General features: G+C 68.3%; 17 protein-coding genes and 1 pseudogene. 12 read left to right on the top strand and 6 right to left on the bottom strand.

Annotation, left to right across the window (positions count from 1 at the left end; all coding sequences use genetic code 11):
• Positions 1-107: 107 nt before the first annotated feature.
• The 10 genes and pseudogenes from ACSFB7_RS08670 to ACSFB7_RS08625 form a co-directional block, all read left to right on the top strand.
• A pseudogene (locus ACSFB7_RS08670) lies at positions 108-1697 on the top strand (GMC family oxidoreductase); the annotation flags it as partial.
• 121 nt (positions 1698-1818) lie between these two features.
• Positions 1819-2625 (top strand): SDR family NAD(P)-dependent oxidoreductase, encoded by an 807-nt coding sequence (locus ACSFB7_RS08665; protein WP_435469036.1) that lies wholly within the window; start codon positions 1819-1821, stop codon positions 2623-2625.
• A 21-nt stretch (positions 2626-2646) separates the two neighbouring features.
• A complete protein-coding gene (locus ACSFB7_RS08660; RefSeq protein ID WP_435469034.1) occupies positions 2647-3450 on the top strand; it encodes a MoaF C-terminal domain-containing protein in 804 nt (267 codons plus the stop codon).
• Positions 3451-3490: 40 nt separating this feature from the next.
• Entirely contained in the window at positions 3491-3880 is a 390-nt protein-coding gene (locus ACSFB7_RS08655) for a nuclear transport factor 2 family protein (RefSeq protein WP_435469032.1), read from the top strand.
• A 45-nt stretch (positions 3881-3925) separates the two neighbouring features.
• Entirely contained in the window at positions 3926-5428 is a 1503-nt protein-coding gene (locus tag ACSFB7_RS08650; RefSeq protein WP_435469030.1) for an aldehyde dehydrogenase family protein, read from the top strand.
• Between the two features lie 50 nt (positions 5429-5478).
• Positions 5479-6744, top strand: coding sequence for an ABC transporter substrate-binding protein (locus ACSFB7_RS08645; RefSeq protein WP_435469028.1), 1266 nt, complete (start codon positions 5479-5481; stop codon positions 6742-6744).
• Positions 6745-6756: 12 nt separating this feature from the next.
• On the top strand, positions 6757-7626 hold the full coding sequence (locus ACSFB7_RS08640; RefSeq protein ID WP_435469026.1) for a branched-chain amino acid ABC transporter permease: 870 nt from the start codon (positions 6757-6759) through the stop codon (positions 7624-7626).
• Positions 7623-8708: a branched-chain amino acid ABC transporter permease gene (locus ACSFB7_RS08635; protein ID WP_435469024.1), complete on the top strand. Its 1086-nt coding sequence runs from the start codon at positions 7623-7625 to the stop codon at positions 8706-8708. Before ACSFB7_RS08640 ends, ACSFB7_RS08635 begins: the two co-directional genes overlap by 4 nt.
• Positions 8705-9412, top strand: coding sequence for an ABC transporter ATP-binding protein (locus ACSFB7_RS08630; protein WP_435469022.1), 708 nt, complete (start codon positions 8705-8707; stop codon positions 9410-9412). Before ACSFB7_RS08635 ends, ACSFB7_RS08630 begins: the two co-directional genes overlap by 4 nt.
• A 19-nt stretch (positions 9413-9431) precedes the next feature.
• On the top strand, positions 9432-10139 hold the full coding sequence (locus ACSFB7_RS08625) for an ABC transporter ATP-binding protein (RefSeq protein ID WP_435469020.1): 708 nt from the start codon (positions 9432-9434) through the stop codon (positions 10137-10139).
• Positions 10140-10159: 20 nt separating this feature from the next.
• Here the strand turns inward: ACSFB7_RS08625 and ACSFB7_RS08620 are convergent, their stop codons facing one another.
• The 3 genes from ACSFB7_RS08620 to ACSFB7_RS08610 form a co-directional block, all read right to left on the bottom strand.
• Positions 10160-10462, bottom strand: a complete 303-nt coding sequence (locus ACSFB7_RS08620) for a hypothetical protein (protein WP_435469018.1) — start codon at positions 10460-10462, stop codon at positions 10160-10162.
• A gap of 129 nt (positions 10463-10591) precedes the next feature.
• The gene (locus tag ACSFB7_RS08615; protein WP_435469016.1) at positions 10592-11494 is read right to left on the bottom strand and encodes a PhzF family isomerase; all 903 of its coding nucleotides are present in this window, start codon (positions 11492-11494) and stop codon (positions 10592-10594) included.
• 7 nt (positions 11495-11501) lie between these two features.
• Positions 11502-11939 carry a RidA family protein gene (locus tag ACSFB7_RS08610; RefSeq protein ID WP_435469014.1) on the bottom strand — a complete coding sequence of 146 codons (438 nt, stop codon included), beginning with the start codon at positions 11937-11939 and terminating at the stop codon, positions 11502-11504.
• A gap of 77 nt (positions 11940-12016) precedes the next feature.
• On the opposite strand from ACSFB7_RS08610, the gene ACSFB7_RS08605 reads away from it, so the two are divergent.
• Positions 12017-12931 carry a LysR family transcriptional regulator gene (locus tag ACSFB7_RS08605; RefSeq protein WP_435469012.1) on the top strand — a complete coding sequence of 305 codons (915 nt, stop codon included), beginning with the start codon at positions 12017-12019 and terminating at the stop codon, positions 12929-12931.
• Here ACSFB7_RS08605 and ACSFB7_RS08600 read toward each other — a convergent pair whose 3' ends face one another.
• Together ACSFB7_RS08600 and ACSFB7_RS08595 are read right to left on the bottom strand one after the other, a co-directional pair.
• A complete protein-coding gene (locus ACSFB7_RS08600; protein ID WP_435469010.1) occupies positions 12932-13915 on the bottom strand; it encodes an AraC-like ligand-binding domain-containing protein in 984 nt (327 codons plus the stop codon).
• A gap of 130 nt (positions 13916-14045) precedes the next feature.
• Positions 14046-14981: a LysR family transcriptional regulator gene (locus tag ACSFB7_RS08595; protein WP_435469008.1), complete on the bottom strand. Its 936-nt coding sequence runs from the start codon at positions 14979-14981 to the stop codon at positions 14046-14048.
• A 73-nt stretch (positions 14982-15054) separates the two neighbouring features.
• Between ACSFB7_RS08595 and ACSFB7_RS08590 the strand changes: the two genes are divergently transcribed.
• Positions 15055-15774, top strand: a complete 720-nt coding sequence (locus tag ACSFB7_RS08590) for an SDR family oxidoreductase (RefSeq protein WP_435469006.1) — start codon at positions 15055-15057, stop codon at positions 15772-15774.
• 21 nt (positions 15775-15795) lie between these two features.
• On the opposite strand, the gene tcuC is transcribed toward ACSFB7_RS08590, so the two are convergent.
• The gene (gene tcuC, locus ACSFB7_RS08585) at positions 15796-17142 is read right to left on the bottom strand and encodes an MFS transporter (RefSeq protein WP_435469004.1); all 1347 of its coding nucleotides are present in this window, start codon (positions 17140-17142) and stop codon (positions 15796-15798) included.
• Between the last annotated feature and the right edge of the window lie 75 nt (positions 17143-17217).

Raw genomic sequence — 17217 nt, 5'->3', positions numbered from 1 at the left:
ATTTGAGTTGCACCAACCCGCCCCGGTGCGCCACGGCGTGCCGCAGCCCCGAGCATCCGCCTCCGGAACAAGAAAAGAACTTCGGATCAAGGAACGGGACAAGCAACATGGCGCAACAGGTCTTCGACTTCGTGGTGGTGGGGGCCGGCTCGGCCGGCTGCGTGCTGGCGCACCGGCTGGTGCTGGCGGGGCGCAGCGTGCTGCTGCTGGAGGCGGGACCGCCGGACAACGACCGCTTCATCCACATGCCCGCCACCTTCGTGCGCGTGATCGGCACCGAGCGCACCTGGGCCTACGAGAGCGAGCCGCAGGCCGCGGCGGGCGGCCGAAAGATGTTCGTGCCGCAGGGCCGCACGCTGGGCGGCGGCAGCTCGGTCAACGCCATGGTCTACATCCGCGGCACGGCGGCCGACTACGACGGCTGGCAGGCGCAGGGCTGCGAAGGCTGGGGCTGGAGCGATGTGCTGCCGTGGTTTCGCAAGGCCGAGTCGAATGCGCGGCTGGCTTGCGGGCTGCACGGCACCACCGGCCCGCTGAAGGTGAGCGACACCCGCTTTCGCCATCCGCTGAGCCTGGCCTTCCTGCGCGCCGCGCAACAGACCGGGCTGCCCTACAACGACGACTTCAACGGGGCCGAACAGGCCGGCGTGGGCTTCTACCAGACCACCACCTTCGAAGGCCGCCGCGCCAGCACTGCCGCCACTTATCTTGCGGCGGTGCGCGACAACCCGAAGCTCACGGTGGTCACCGGCGCGCACGTCATGCGCGTGCTGACGCAGGATGGCGCCGCGACCGGCGTTGTCTATCGCACCGGCCGCGACGCCAGCGGCGAAGAAGTCGTTGCCACCGCGCGCGAAGAAGTGATTCTTTCGGCTGGCGCGCTGGCCTCGCCCAAGCTGCTGATGCTGTCGGGCATCGGCCCCGGCGCGCAGTTGCAGGCGCACGGCATTCCGGTGACGCACGCGCTGCCCGGCGTGGGCGAGAACTTCCAGGACCACCTGGAGGTGTCGGTCTACGGCCGCACGCGCGAGCCCATCAGCCTGCTGGGCAACGACCGCGGGCTGGCTGCCCTCAAGCATGGCCTGCAATGGATGTTCTTCAACACCGGCCTGCTCACCTCCAACGTGGTCGAGAGCGGCGGCTTCGTCGACACCGCCGGCGCGGGCCGGCCCGACCTGCAGTTCCATGTGCTGCCGGTGCTCGTGGGCGATGTCGACCGCGAGCCGCTGGCCGGCCACGGCATTTCGATCAACCCCTGCTTCCTGCGGCCGAAATCGCGCGGCAGCGTGCGGCTGCGCAGCCCCGACCCGATGGCGCCGATCCTGTTCGACGGCGGCTACCTGCGCGCGCAGGAAGACGTCGACACGCTGGTGCGCGGCGTGAAGCTGGCGCGCCGCATCCTGCGTGCGCCGGCCCTGCGCGAAGTGGTGTCCGAAGAACTCGCGCCTTCCGCCGCCGACGACATGGCCGACGACGCCATCGAAGCCTATGTGCGCCAGCGCGCCAAGACCGTCTACCACCCGAGCGGCACCTGCCGCATGGGCAGCGACGACATGGCCGTGGTCGATGCGCAGATGCGCGTGCATGGCGTGGCAAGGCTGCGCGTGTGCGACGCCTCGGTGATGCCGTCGCTGGTCAGCGGCAACACCAACGCGCCGACGGTGATGCTGGCCGAGCGCTGCGCAGCCTTCGTGCTGGGGCAGACGGCGTGACAGCGCTACGCCAACGCCGCGCTGTCGGGCAACGAACACTGCGCGTTCGGTCAATCGCCGATGCGCGCTGAAACCTAGAGTCCCACTCAACAAGGAGACAGAGCGAATGAGTTCCACAGGATCGATGACCGGCAAGGTCGCATTCATCACCGGCGGCGGCACCGGCATCGGCGCCGCAGTGGCTGCGCAGTTCGTCGCAGCGGGCGGCCGTGTCGTGCTGATGGGGCGTCGCCTCGCGCAGCTCGAAACGGTTGCCGCAAAGCTCGGTGGGCTCGCCGTTTCAGGCGATGCCGCCAGCACCGCCGACGTGCAGCACGCACTCGACGCCGCACGCGAAAAGTTCGGCCGCGTCGATGTGCTCGTCGCCAACGCGGGCGGCCACGGCGTGGGCGATGCGCTGTCCACCGACGACGCATCATGGGCGCTCTCCACGCGCCTGAACCTCGACACCGCCTTCGTCTGCGCACGCGAGCTGTTGCCCGAACTCATCGCGCAGCGCGGCAACATCGTCGTGCTCTCTTCACTCGCCGGCCACTTCGCGGGACCGGGCGTGATCGGCTACGTGACGATGAAGCACGCGCTCATCGGCCTCGTGCGTTCGCTGGCTCGCGACTACGGCAAGCAGGGCGTGCGCGTGAACGCCGTGTGCCCCGGCTGGGTGCGCACCGAGATGGCCGACGAGCAGATGCAGGTGCTCGTCGACAAGTACCGGCTGTCGGGCGCCGATGCGGCCTACGACCTCGTCACGCGCGACGTGCCCATGGGTCGCGCCGCCAGCCCCGAAGACGTGGCAAACGCGGTGCTGTTCCTGGCCTCGCCGCTGGCCGCGATGGTCACCGGCAGTTCGCTCATGGTCGATGGCGGCGCATCTGCCGTTGACCTGCCCACCATCGCCTTCGCGCACGACGCCTGAGACGGCAGAAACAAAAACGCCATGAGCACCAACGAAGCCACCAAGCCCGCCGACTGGAAGACCTACGACCAGTTCGCCCTCGGCATCGCCACCAACCGCCTGCCCGCCACCGATGCACTCGCCGGCCAGACACTGAAGCTCGCCTTGCCCGGCTTCCAGCTCACGCTGCAGCCGCGCTCGCAGCATGCGCTGGACTGGAGCGAGCAGGGCGCACGCGGCGGACAAAGCACAGGCGACTGGTACGAAGCCATCGAGGTCGCGCCCGACACCTTCTTCCTCGACATCACCCAGGCCAGCCGCCCGACCGAGGCCCTGAGCATCGTGCTCAACACGCGCACCCGTCGCGTGCTCGCGATCCGTTGCCGCATCGTCAGCGCAGAAGAAGCCGCAGGCCAGCCGCGCGTGCCGCAAGACTTCTGGGTCGGCACGTTGGAGGGTGGCACCGCCACCGGCCCCGTGCCGCAGCCCACGCGCGACCTGATCGGCCTGCGCACCTGGCAGACCTACAGCCCTAACCACACCTACGAGCACACCTACCTGAGCGCCGAGCGCTACGCCTGGCAATGCCTGGTGGGCGTGCAGCGCGGGCATGGCGACGTCGACCTCGCGAGCTACTACAAGTTCGACGACGACCAGTACGTCTTCACCTTCCGCGAGTTCCTGATTCCCGTCGCATCGGTGTTCTTCTTCGACTTCGCGAGCGGCCGCTCGACCGGCAAGTTCCTCGGCGTGACCGGCACCGGCGAAGTCGCCAACAACCCCGCCGGCGCCTTCATGCGCAAGGCCTCGCAGACCTTCTATCCGCCCGAGTTCGGGCCGGTCTGATTCCCTTCATTTCTTGCTGTCACACCAGGAGCCTTTCTTCATGCGCACCCCCCATCAGATCGTTGCCGATCACTACGCCGCCTCCGACCGCCACGACCTTCAAGCCATGTTCGCCGACGTGGCCGACGACGTGCAGTGGACCGAGATGGCCGGCTTTCCGTGTGCCGGCACGCACGTCGGGCCGGCACAGGTCGTCGAGAAGGTCTTCAAGGTGCTGGGCACTGAGTGGGAGGGCTACCGCTTCGTGCTCGAACGGCTGGTCGATGGCGGCGACACCGTGGTCGGCATCGGCGACTACCACGGCCGCCATCGCGCCACCGGCAAGACCATGCACGCCCGCGTGACGCATGTGTGGCAGGTGCAGGGCGGCAAGGTGCGCCGCTTCGAACAGTTCACCGACACGCTGCTCGTGGCGCGGGCCATGGCCTGAGTTGCCCCTCTTCTTTCCATTCAACGCATTGCCCGGAGCCAACCCATGAATCTGCGAGACCTGTCGCTCGAGCACCTCGGCCTGGTGGGCCTGCTGGCGCAGCGCCGGCGCGGCAACCACATCGACGGCCGCGAGGTGGCACCCACCAACGGCACCTACCTGCCGGTGGTCGATCCGGCCACCGAGATGACGGTGGCCGAAGCCCCCGACAGCGACGCGGCCGACGTGAATGCCGCCGTTGCCAGCGCGCGCCGCACCTTCGAGAGCGCCGCATGGAAGTCGCTGCGCCCGGCCGACCGCGAGCGCATGCTGTACACGCTGTCGACGCTCATCGAGTCGCACGCCGACGAACTCAGCGCGCTCGAAACCCTGCAAAGCGGCAAGCTGCGCGGCATCGCGCGCATGGTCGACGTGGGTGGCGGTGCCGAGTTCGTGCGCTACATGGCGGGCTGGGCCACCAAGCTCGAAGGGCAGACGCTCGACAACTCCATCGGCATTCCCGGCCCGCAATGGGTGACCTACACGCGGCGCGAACCCGTCGGCGTGGTGGGCGCCATCGTGCCGTGGAATTTTCCGCTGGCCATCGCGCTGTGGAAGGTGGCGCCCGCGCTCGCGGCCGGCTGCACGGTGGTGCTCAAGCCGTCGGAAGAAACACCGCTCACCGCGCTGCGGCTGGCCGAGCTGGCCATCGAGGCGGGCTTTCCGCCCGGTGCGCTCAACGTGGTGTGCGGACGCGGCGCCACCGCCGGTGCCGCGCTCGCGGCGCACCCGGACATCCGCAAGATCAGCTTCACCGGCTCGACCGCCGTGGGCCAGCGCATCGGCCACGCGGCGGTCGACAACATGGCGCGCTTCACGCTGGAGCTGGGCGGCAAGTCGCCGCTCATCGTGCTGGACGATGCCGACCCGGCGGCGGCGGCGCAGGGCGCGGCCAACGGCATCTTCTTTCACCAGGGGCAGGTGTGCACAGCAGGCTCACGCGTGTACGTGCAGCGCGGCATCTTCGATGAAGTGGTCAAGCAACTGGCGCAGGCGGCCGAAGGCCTGCACATCGGCTCGGGCTTCGATCCGCAGGCGCAGTTCGGGCCACTCGTGTCCAAGCGCCATGTCGATCGCGTGATGGCCCACATCGACGGCGCGGTGGCCGAGGGCGCCACGCTGGTCACCGGCGGCAGCCGCGCCTTCGACGGCGGCTGCTTCGTGCGGCCGACCGTGTTCGTCGACACGCGGCCTTCGATGCGCATCGTGCGCGAGGAAGTGTTCGGCCCGGTCGCGACCGTGGTGCCCTTCGACGACGTCGAGGACGCGATCCGCCTGGCCAACGACAGCGCCTACGGCCTGGCCGCGAGCGTGTGGTCGAACAACCTCTCGGCCGTGCATCGCATCGTGCCGCGCCTGCAGGCGGGCGTGGTCTGGGTCAACGCGCACAACGTGCTCGACAACGCACTGCCGCTGGGCGGCGTCAAGCAGTCGGGCTACGGGCGCGACCTGGGGCGCGCGGCGGTCGAGAGCTTCACCGAGCTCAAGAGCGTGTGCATGGCGGTGTAGGCCAACAAGCCTCGCCGCACCGGTTCCGATCAAACAAAGGAGACATCATCATGCTGAGAACAAAGAAGATCGCGCTGTCGGCCGTCGTTGGCGCCATGGGCCTGGCAGGCTTCAGCGGCGCATGGGCGCAATCGGGCCCTGACTGCGGCCTCAACACCGGCAAGCCCGCCACCGGCGAGCCCATTCCCATCGGCGCGGTGGTCGGCAAGACCGGCCCCGACGACTTCAGCGCCTCGGGCCAGGCGGCGGCCGCGTACTTCAAGTGCGTCAACGCCAATGGCGGCATCAACGGCCGCCCGGTCGACTACATCGTGGTCGATGACCAGTGGAGCCCCGAGACCGCCGCGCAGGTCGCGTCCAAGCTCGTGAAAGACCGCAAGGTGGTCGCGCTCGCGGGCAGCACCAGCTTCGTGGAGTGCGGCGCCAACGCCAAGATGTACGCCGACGAAGGCGTGATGGTCATTGCCGGCACCGGCGTGCCGCGTGAATGCTTCAACGCGCGCAACTACGTGCCGGTGAACGCGGGGCCGCGCGTGTCGGCCACCATCGCCGCCATGTACGCCGCGCAGAAGTACAAGGCCAGGAAGATGGTCTGCATCATTCCGAACATCCCCAGCCTGGGCAACTGGGCCTGCGAAGGGCCGAAGGAATGGGGCAAGAAGAACGGCGTGGAGGTCGAGACCATCGCCATCGACCCCGGCTCGGCCGATGCCACCTCGACCATGCTGCAGGCCGCCGCCAAGAAGCCCGACACCATCATCATGAACGTGCCCAAGGGCATCCTGGTGCCGATGCTGGCTGCGGCCGAGCAGCAGAACCTGGGCAAGAAGATCCACTTCGTCTCGGCCGCGCCGGCCTACAACACCGATGTGCCCAAGGCCATCGGCCCGTACTGGAAGGGCAACTTCGACGTCAACCTCGAATTCAATCCGCTCGAATCGGCCGGGCCCGACAACAAGAACTGGCTGGCCGTGATGGAAAAGTACGGTGCGAAGAGCGATCCGCGCGACACCTTCTCGCAAGGCGGCTACATCGCCGCGCGCATCGTGACGCAGGCACTGCTGAAGATGGACCCGAAGAAGATCGACCGCGCCGGCGTGACCGATGCGCTGCGCAAGGTGAGCGACTTCAAGAGCGACATCCTGTGCAAGCCCTTCTACGTGGGCAACGGCAACCGCCACAACGCCAACAACAGCGGCCCGGTCGCCAGCCCCGACGGCAACGGCTGGCGCTTCGCGCCCGGCGGCTGCCTGACGGCGGAAGACCCGGAGCTGGTCGACATCCGCGCGGACGAGTTGAAGATGGGCCTGAAGTAAGCGCGCCGGGCCATGGAGGACTACCTGCCTTTCGTCATCTCGGGCCTGGGCCTGGGCGCGGTGTATGCGCTCTCGGGCGTGGGGCTGGTGGTGCTCTACCGCTCGTCGGGCGTGCTGAACTTCGCCTTCGGTGCCATCGGCGCCATCGGTGCGTACGTGGCCTGGTCGATGCTCGAAGCCGACTGGCCGCAGGGGCTGGCGTGGTGCGCGGCCATCGTCACCTCGATGCTGCTGTCGCTGGCCTATGGCCGGCTGCTGGCGCCGCGCCTGTCGCACCGCGACCCGACCATCCGCAGCATTGCCACGCTGGGCTTCGCGCTGGTGGTGGTGGGCTTCACCGAGTGGTACTGGGGCGAGCAGCCGCGCCGGCTGGTGCTGCCCACCGATGCGGGTGCGATCGAATTCGTGCTGGGCGAGGTCGAGGTGCGGCTCACCCACACGCGCGCCGTGGGGCTTGCGCTCGCGGTGCTGATGATGGGCGGCGTCGGCCTGCTGCTGTCGAAGACGCGCGTGGGTTTGAAGATGCGCGCGTTGGCCAACGACCGCGACCTGAGCGCGCTGCTCGGCATCCGCGTGCTCGGCGTCGACACGGTGGCGTGGGTGCTCAGCGGCGCCTTCGCCGGTGTGTGCGGGCTGCTGCTTGCCAACATCGTGCGGCTGCAGGCCACGCTGCTGACCTTCCTGGTGATTCCGGCCTTTGCCGCCGCCATCATCGGCCGCCTGCATTCGCTGCCGGCCACGGTGGCGGGCGGCATCGCCATCGGTGTGCTGGAGGCGCTGGCGATCACCGTGCCGGGCTTCGCGGCCTTTCGCACGGCGACGCCGTTCCTGATTGCGCTGGCGATGATCGTCTTCTTTCGCACGGGCACGCGGCAGGCATGAGCGCTTCGATCTTCACCGGGGCGGCGCAAGCGCCCGACGACATCGCGCGACTGCCGGCCTCGCTGGCCGAGGTGACACGCCGTGCCCGCATTTCATTGGCCGTGATGGTGGGCTGCGTGCTGCTCATCGGGCTCGTGGTGCCGTGGCTGGCCAATGCCTACTGGATCAAGACGCTCACGTCGTCGCTCGCACTGTCGATTGCGGCGGCCGGCGTGGCGCTGCTGTACGGCCAACTGGGGCTGGTGTCGCTGTGCCAGTACGCGCTGCTCGGCGCGGGCGGCTGGATCGCCTTGCGCGCGGGCCACGGGCTGGGCTGGCCCTTCGAGCTGTCGGTGCTCGCGGGTGGCTTGCTGTCGTGCGTGGTGGGCATGCTCGCGGGCCTGCCCGCATTGCGGCTCAAGGGGCTGTACCTCGCGTTGGTCACGATGATGATGGCGGGCGGCTTCCAGGTCGTCATCAACGTCATGGGCTTTCCCGATGGCGGCGCGGGCTGGCTGGGCCGCGTGTTCGGCAGCGAGCGGCTGATGATGCCGCGCCCCGCGCTGGCGCTGTCCGATGCGGCCTACTTCCGCTACGTGGCCGTGTGGCTGGCGGCGGTGCTGGCGCTGATCGAGCTGCACCGGCGCACGCGCGCGGGCCGCTCGTGGGCATTGATCCGGCGCGGCGAGGCTGCCGCCGTGGCGGCCGGCGTGAACATCCTGCGCTACCAGACCTGGGCCTTCGGCCTGGCCGGCTTCTGCGCCGGCGTGGCGGGCGCGCTGCTCGCGGGCGGCGTGGGCCAGCTCGACGGGCGTGCCTTCACCGCGGGCGATTCGGTGATGCTGTTCGCGCTCACCGTGGTGGGCGGCGTGTACCACTGGGCCGGCGCGCTGATCGCGGGGTTGTTGCTGCGCGCGGTGCCCGCGTTGCTGACCGATTTCGGCGTGAACGGCTACCTGGCGATGATCTTCTTCGGCGTGGCGTTGCTGCATGCGCTCATCACCGCGCCGAGCGGCATCGCCGGGCAACTGGTGGGTGCGTTCGATGCGGTGCGCAGGCGGCTCAAGCGTGGCCAGCGCGCAGAAAAGGAGCCCGGCCCATGATCCGCGTGAACGATCTCACCGTCGCCTTCGGCGGCGTCAAGGCCATCGACGGACTCAGCGCCGAACTCGACGCACCGGTGTGCGGTCTCATCGGGCCGAACGGCGCGGGCAAGACCACGCTGGTCAACGTGCTCAGCGGCCTCGTGCTGCCGCGTGCCGGCTCCGTTGCGGTGGACGGCACCGACCTGCTGGGCCAGAAGCCCATCGAGCGCGTGCGCTTCGGCCTGCGCCGCTCGTTCCAGACCGAGCAGGTGGTGGAAGACCTCAGCGTGTGGGACAACGTGCGCGCGCTGCTCGACCACGTGCCGCATGCGCGCGGCGAAGCGGTGGCGCAGGTGGCGCGTGCGCTGTCTCACACGGGCCTGCTCGACGTGGCCACGGTGCTGGGCCATCGCCTGAACCTGTTCCAGCGCCGCATGCTCGAAATTGCGAAGTCGCTGGTCGGCGCGCCGCGCCTGCTGCTGCTCGACGAACCCGGCGCAGGCCTGACCGAGCAGGAAGCCGGCGCGCTGCGCCGCGTGATCGGCTCGGTGCATGCCTTCTGCGGCGCGCAGGTGCTGCTGATCGACCACGACGTCGACCTCATCGCCGCCACCTGCTCGCAGACGCTGGTGCTCGACTTCGGCCGTCGCCTCGCGCTCGGCCCGACGCGCGCGGTGCTCGACGACCCGGCCGTGCGCAAGGCCTACCTGGGAACGGAATGAACGACGGAGCTTTCACCCCATGTTGAGCGTGAACGACCTGCGCCTGCAGCGCGGCGGCAAGGCCGTGCTGCACGGCATCGACCTGCAGGTGCCGCCCGGCGAAGTGACTGCCCTGCTCGGTGCCAACGGCGCGGGCAAGTCGAGCACCGTGATGGCCATCGGTGGCGTGCTGCCGCTCACCGGCGGGCGCATCGAGGTCGAAGGCCATGCGCTGCACGGCCAGCGGCCCGAGCGCGTGCGCGCGCTGGGCGTGGCGGTGGTGCCGGAAGGGCACCGCGTGCTGGGTGACTTGTCGGTGCTCGACAACCTGCGCGCCGCTGCCACGGCGCTTCCCGCATCGCGCGTGGCAGAGGCCGTCGAACAGATGCTCGCGGTGTTCCCCGAACTGCGCGTGAAGCTGGCGCTGCCCGCGCGATCGCTGTCGGGCGGGCAAAAGCAGATGGTGTGCATTGCGCAGGCGCTGATCGGCAAGCCGCGCTACCTGGCCATCGATGAACTCTCATTGGGGCTCGCGCCCACCGTGGTCAAGCGATTGGTCGAGGTGGTGCAGCAGGTCGCGCGCGAAGGCGTGGGCGTGCTGCTGATCGAACAATTCACGACGGTGGCGCTGGCCGTGTCGAGCCGCGCCTATGTGCTGGAGCGCGGGCGCATGGCCTTCGCGGGTTCATCGGAAGAACTGCGAAGCCGGCCGGAGATACTGCACAGCAGCTATCTCGCGGCGGCTTGAAGAACGCCTGCCGGCGCGGCTTACTTCGGCGTGCCGCCCGGCGTGGGCACGGTGTGGGGCTTGGCTTCGCGCGCACCGGCGCGGGCTTCGCCAGCCTTTTCCGTCTTGCTGGGCGTCGCCACGGCCGAGCCTTCACCGCGCGCGGTGCTGCCGTCCTTGATGCGCACGGCGCCCGGTTGCTTGTTGTTCTTCTTCGCTTCGGCGGCGGCCTGCGGCTTGCTGTCGAAGTCGGCCTCGGCTTCCGCGCTGTGGCTGTGCGGTTGCTGCGCGAAGGCGGTGGAGAAGAAGGCGAGGGTGCCCAGGGCGAGCAGGGTGCGTTTCACGAGGAGGTCCTTTCTGTGTTGGAGATGGCTGTGTGATGCGGCCGTTTCCTCAACGAAACACATCACGCCCCAACTCTAGAAAAGCCAACCGCTCGCTGGCCGTCACTGCGATTACGGTTTTGTCATGCGTCAACCGTGGAGTGCGGCAGAGAAAAGGATGCAGGCATCGCCGGCGATGGAGACCGCCGTTGGTTCGCCGTCCGCCACGCCGACTTCGACGTGCACGATGCCGTCCCGGCGCAGCGCGCGCCCCTGGCGGCCCTGGAAGCGCAGCATATGGCCATCGTGGGGCATGAGCTTGTGGCGCACCAGGTAGGCACCGAGCGGCCCGTTGGCGTTGCCCGTCACCGGGTCTTCCGTGATGCCGATGGCTGGCGCGAACATGCGCCCGTCGGTCACGGCTTCTTCCCTGATCGGCTGCTGGAAAACGAAGTAGCCGTTGCAACCGATCTCCTTGCTCAATTGCGAGAGCGCGGGCATGTCCGGGCGCAGTGCGTCGAGATCGACTTGCGGCTTTAGCGGAACGATGACCTTGCTGTGCCCGGTCGAGACGACCTGCACTGGAAGCGCATCCAGCACATCGCTTTGTGCAAGCCCGAGCGCTGCAACGATGCGCTCGCGCAGTGCTCCCTCGAGTGGCGCTTCGAACACAGGGGCGCCCTGATGCATGACGATCCGATGCCCGCTTGTGGCGCTTCGGGAGATGCCAACGGTCTGGATGCCGGCGCCGGTCTTCTGCCGCAGCGTCACCTCGCCAAGCTGCAAGGCCGTGGCACGCGCGAAGTGTGCGGCAATGGTGGCGTGGCCGCACAGCGGGACTTCGGTGGTGGGCGTGAAGTAGCGGATTCGCAGGTCGTGGTCGTCAGCGTCGGCGCGCCACACGAAGGCCGTTTCGGAATGCTTGAGCTCGCGCGCCAGGTCCTGCATGGCTTCGTCGGACATGCCGTCCGCATTCAGGACAACGCCCGCAGGGTTGCCGCGAAACGGGGTGCGAGTGAATGCATCGACATGGAAAAGTGTTCGTTGGGTCATCGTCGTTTCAGTGCTCGGGTACGGATATGGGCTGCGCCGTGAGTGCCGCCACCATGGAGGCTTGCACCGCGTAGCCCTTGCGAATGGCGGCAACGCCGAGCACCGTGCGCGCGGGGCGATGCGCGCCGAAGAAAGCGGCGCATAGGTGGTCTGCCTCTTCCCAGTGGTTCAGGTCGGTGAGGTACAGCGTCAGCGAAAGCACCCCGGCCCGGCCACTGCCTGCAGCCTCTAGAACCGCATCGCAGTTGGCGAGCAACTGCTGCATCTGGTGGGCGAAAGCACTGTGCGCACCGACACGCTCGGGCGAACGCGGATCGACCGGCAGTTGTCCGGCGACATGCAGCACGCCCTGATGCAGGATGCCCTGCGCATAGTGGCCCAGCGGCGCCGGTGTCGCCGAAGAAGTGACGGCCGTGATGGCCGCCTCGCATGCCTGCTTTTTCATGGCACCGAGCTTGACGGTGCCATGGCCTCGATGATCGGCACGAAAGAAATACACTCATTCGCTGGAGGAAGGAATGAATGGCCGCAACGTCCGATCTGCCGCTGGAACTGGTTCGCGCCTTCGTGCGGGTGGCCGCGCACCAGAGCTTTGCGCGTGCCGCGCACGATCTGCGGATCACGCCTTCCGCCGTCAGCCGACAGATCAAGCAGCTCGAGCAGACCCTCGGCGTGCAGTTGTTCTTTCGCACGACCCGCACGATGTCGCTCACCGATGCGGGCATGACCTACCTTGCCGCGGCGCGCGAAGCATTCGACCGGCTCGAAGTCGCGGGCCAGGCGCTGGGCCGCATGCGCGACGAGGTGCGGGGCGAGTTGCGGATCAGCGCGCCGGTGGCGTTCGGGCGCCGCTACATCGTGCCGGCGCTGCCGGCGTTCATGGACCGCCATCCGAAGCTGTCGCTGGACCTGGTGATGACGGACCACTTCGTGGACCTGGCGGCCGAGGGCGTGGATGTGGCGGTTCGCATCGGCCGGCTGGAAGATTCCACCTTGCGGGCGCGCAAGCTCGCGGCGAACAGCAGGGTGCTGGTGGCCAGCCCGTCGTACATCAGGCGCCGTGGTTCACTCAAGACGATCGAAGACCTGAAGCAGCACAGCTGCATTGTGCTCACGGTCAACCGCGATGGTGAGCAATGGCGCTTTTCCGACGCCCAGGGCAAGGAGTTTTCCGTCAAGCCGAAGGGCGTGCTGCGGGCCAACAACGGTGACGCGGTGCTCGAATTCGCGAAGGCGGGGCGCGGCATCGCGTTCCTGTCCGAGGTGCTGGTGCGCGATGCGCTGGAAGAAAAATCGCTGGTGCGCGTGCTGCCGAAGCACGGCGGCGCGGACGCCAGCGTGCATGCCGTCTTCCTGGTCGATCCGCTGCTGAATCCGAAGGTGCGCGTCCTGGTCGACTTCCTGATCGACCTGCTCAAGCCGCCGTCCGAAGCCTAGCTAGTGCGTGAGCGCGGGCGACGCGGCCCGCTCGGCCTCGCGCCGTTGGAACTCGCGCGGCGACACGCCGTACTGCGCCTTGAACACGCGGCAGAAATGCGCGCTGCTGTTGAAGCCCCAGGCGAAGGCGATCTCCGACACCGAGGTGCTGCGGCGGCCCGCCGCGTTGCGCAGCGCCTCGCTGCAGCGCTCCAGCCGCATCTGCCAGATGAAGCGGTCGAGCGTCTGGTCTTCGTCCTCGAACACGCGGTGCAGGTAGCGCTTGGAGCAGCGCAGTTGCTGCGCGATGAGGTCCAGCGACAGCGCGGGGTCGGCAAGGTGCGCATGCACGAACTGCTTCACGCGGGCCTTCAGCACGCCCGGCACCGGATGCGCGCCGAACTGCTCGTCGGAATGGGTGGCGAGCGTCGAGGCCAGAAGGCCCAGCACGGTGTCGCTGACCGAGCGGCCGACCGCGTTGGGCAGCGAAGGCAACTGGTCGGCCAGTGAAGTCAGGAACGAGCCGAGCACCGCATAGAGCCCCTGCATGGCGGGCGTGTGCGCCTCGCAGGTGTGCAGGTCGGGAATCTTCATGCCCTTGAACTGCTGGCGCGGAATGGTGATCGCGAGCAGGCGCGAGCGCTCCGGGTTGGTGATGGCGTAGGGCACGCGCGGGTCGTACAGGCTCCAGTCGCCCGGGTGCAGATGAAACTCGCGGTCGCGCTGCGAGATGTGGCCGTGGCCTTCGAGCTGCAGCACCAGCTTGTAGTGCTCGTCGAGCACGATCTCGTGGCGCGTGTCGGGCCGGGCCACGCGGTGCGAGGGCGCCTCGATCATGAACATGCCGAGCGGCCCGAGTTCGTAGGCGTCCATGCGCGCATCGAAGGTGCCGGTGTCCAGGCATTGCACACGCAGCGCGCCGAAGTACGACTCGTTGATGCGGCCCCAGCAGGCTTGCCGGTCGGCGGGGTGTTCGAGCAGCGTGCTGAAGTGGTGTGCGTTCATGCCGTGGGGTCTCTGTGGGCGCGCCGAAGGCGCTTGCGCAGGATAGGCATGCGGGGGCTCGCCATCATCGGTGTTTCCACCCGGACCGGCGCGGTGGTGCGTTCCCGGTAAACAACGGGTGCGCGCTGGATCAATCGACGGGCTTGCCGCCGAAGACCTCGCCGATCAGCGCGATCAGCCATTTCAGCCCGGGGTCGCCGTCGCGGGCCGCCGTCCACAGCAGCGATACGGCGTAGCGCGGCGTGTCGAAAGGCAGCGGGCTCACCGCCAGCCCGAGCGCGTCGCGCCAGGTGGCGGCCGCGAAGGTGGGCACGGTGGTGATGGCGGCCATCTGCCGCACGATGAACGGGTTGGTCGCGAAGTTGCGGCTTGAAAAGACCACCTGGCGCGTGAGCCCCTGCTCGCGCAGCAGTTCGTCGACCAGGCCGCTCAGGTCGGCGCTGAACGAGGTCAGGAGGTGCGGGTGGCGCAGGTATTCCTTGAGCGTGAGCCGCTTGCCGCGCGCCTTGACCAGCGCGGGGTTGTAGACGCAGACGAAGTGCCAGTCGAACAGCGCGCGCTGGCGCTGCCACGCGGCGCAGTCGGTGAACACGCCCACGGCCAGTTCGATGTCGGCCGCATCGAGCTGGGCAGGCGCGTTGGCACGATCGGCCGCGCTGGCGATCAGCCGCACGCCCGGCGCCTCGGTGGCCAGCCGCTGCATGAGTTGCGGCATCAGCGCGACTTCGAGCGCGTCGCTCAGGCCGATGCGGAACACGCGCTCGGCACTGGCGGGGTCGAAGGCCGGGCGGGCCTGCAAGGCCTGCTGCAGCGACAGCAGCAGCGGCTCAATGACCTGTGCGAGTTCGAGTGCGCGCGGCGTGGGCGTCATGCCGTGCGAGGTGCGCACGAACAGTTCGTCGCCCACGGCCGCGCGCAGCCGCTTGAGCGCGCCGCTCAGCGCCGGCTGGCCGATGAACAGGCGCGCGGCCGCGCGGGTGACGTTGCGCTCGTGCAGCAGCGCGTGGAACACCAGCAGCAGGTTCAGGTCGAGTCGCCTGAAATCACTTTCGTTGATGCTTTTCATGGTTTCAAACGATTTGAATGATAGGCCGCCGATCCCTAACCTGAAGGCTCATCAGTCAACCCAAGGAATCGACATGGCTTCGGAACAACAGACAGTGGTGGTGCTCGGTGGCTCGTCGGGCGTGGGCCTGGAGACCGTGCGGCGGCTCGCGGCGACGGGTGCGCGCGTCATCGCGACGGGGCGCGACAACGGCAAGCTGCAGGACGCCATCGGCGGCATGGGAGCGAACGTGAGCGGCGCGGCCTTCGATGCCGGCGACCGGGCTGCGCTCGACGCCTTCTTTGCAAGGACGGGGCCGGTCGATCACCTCGTGCTCACGCTCAGCGGCGGCGAAGGCGCGGGCGAGTTCTTGCAGCTCGACCTGCAATCGCTGCGGCGCGGCTTCGAGGCCAAGTTCTGGCCGCAGCTCGAAGCAGCGCAGGCCGGCGCGCGGGTGCTGCGCAAGGGCGGCAGCATCACCTTCGTGACGGCGATCTCGGCGCGCAATGCATTGCCGGGCACGTCGGGGCTGGCCGCGATCAATGGCGCGATTGAAGCGATGCTCGGCAGCCTCGCGCGGGAGCTGAAGCCGAGCCGGGTGAACGCGGTGTCGCCGGGCCTTGTCGATACGCCGTGGTGGGACCGCGTGCCCGCCGCGCTGAAAGACGACCTGTTCCGCCAGCAGGTCGAGACGCTGCCCGTCGGCCGCGTGGGGCGGCCGCAGGACGTGGCCCACGCGATCCAGTTTTTGATCGAGAACGGCTACACCACCGGCACCGTGATCGAGTGCGATGGCGGGTTGCGGCTGGTCTGAAAAAAAAGAAGTAAGGAAGCGTCAGACCGCCGGCACGCGTCCCGCATCCGCCGGGCTCGCATTGCGCCGGTACAGCACCAGCGTCGCGATCAGCCCGCAGACCGCGGCCGCCGTCATCCACAGCCCCGGCGCGCCCTTGTCGCCGGTCATCTCGATCAGCCCGGTCGCGATGGCCGGCGTGAAGCCGCCGAACACCGCCGTCGCCAGGCTGTAGGCCAGCGAGAAGCCGGCGGTGCGCACGTTGACCGGCATCACCTCGGTGAGCGCCACCACCATCGCGCCGTTGTAGCTGGCGTAGAGGAAGGACAGCCACAGCTCGACTTCGAGCATGCGCGCGAAGCTCGGCGCGCCGACCAGCCACTTGAGCGACGGGTATGCGGTGAGGATGGTCAGCACGGTGAACACGATCAGCAGCGGCTTGCGTCCCACGCGGTCCGACAGCGCGCCCATGATCGGCAGCCAGATGAAGTTGGAGATGGCCACGCACAGCGTGACGATCAGCGCATCGGTGGTGCTCAGTTGCAGCACCGACTTGCCGAAGGTGGGCGTGTAGACCGTGATCAGGTAGAACGACACGGTGGTCATCGACACCAGCATCATCCCGGCGACCACGAGGCCCCAGTTGCTGATCATCGACTGGAAGATTTCGCGCGCATCGGGGCGATGCTTGCGCGCCATGAACTCTTCGGTCTCCTGCAGCGAGCGGCGGATGATGAACAGCACCGGCACGATCAGGCAGCCCACGAAGAAGGGCACGCGCCAGTAGAAATCGCCGATCTCCTGCGAGGTGAAGGTCACGTTGAGCCAGTAGCCGAGCGCGGCCGCCACGACGATGGCCACCTGCTGGCTGGCCGATTGCCAGCTCACGTAGAAGCCCTTGTGGCCCGGCGTCGCCATTTCCGACAGGTACACCGACACGCCCCCCAGTTCGACGCCGGCCGAGAAGCCCTGCAGCAGCCGACCGATCAGCACCAGCAGCGGTGCCACGAGGCCGATGGTCGCGTACGACGGCACGCAGGCAATGAGCAGCGTGCCCGCCGCCATCAGCGCGAGCGTGACGATCAGGCCTTTGCGGCGGCCGACGCGGTCGACGTACGCGCCGAGAAAAATCGCGCCCAGCGGACGCATCAGGAAGCCCGCGCCGAAGGTCATGAAGGTCAGCATCAGCGAGGCGAACTCGTTGCCGGCCGGGAAGAACGCTTTGGAGATCTGCGTGGCGTAGAAGCCGAACAGGAAGAAGTCGAACATCTCCATGAAGTTGCCGCCGGTCACGCGCAGGACGGTGGCGAATTTCGAGGAGGGTGCGGGCGAAGCGTGCGCGGCGGCAGCAGCAGTGCCCTTTTGCGCGGCGGAAGGCGCGGGATTCATCTTGTTGTCCCCTGTGGCATGTGTGTGTTTGCCAAGGGTAGGCAGGCTTCCCGACCGCTGCCTGACTGCGGGAGT

It is taken from the genome of Variovorax raffinosi (assembly GCF_051216615.1).
Taxonomy (GTDB): domain Bacteria; phylum Pseudomonadota; class Gammaproteobacteria; order Burkholderiales; family Burkholderiaceae_C; genus Variovorax.
This window is presented reverse-complemented; position numbering and strand designations above follow the sequence as displayed.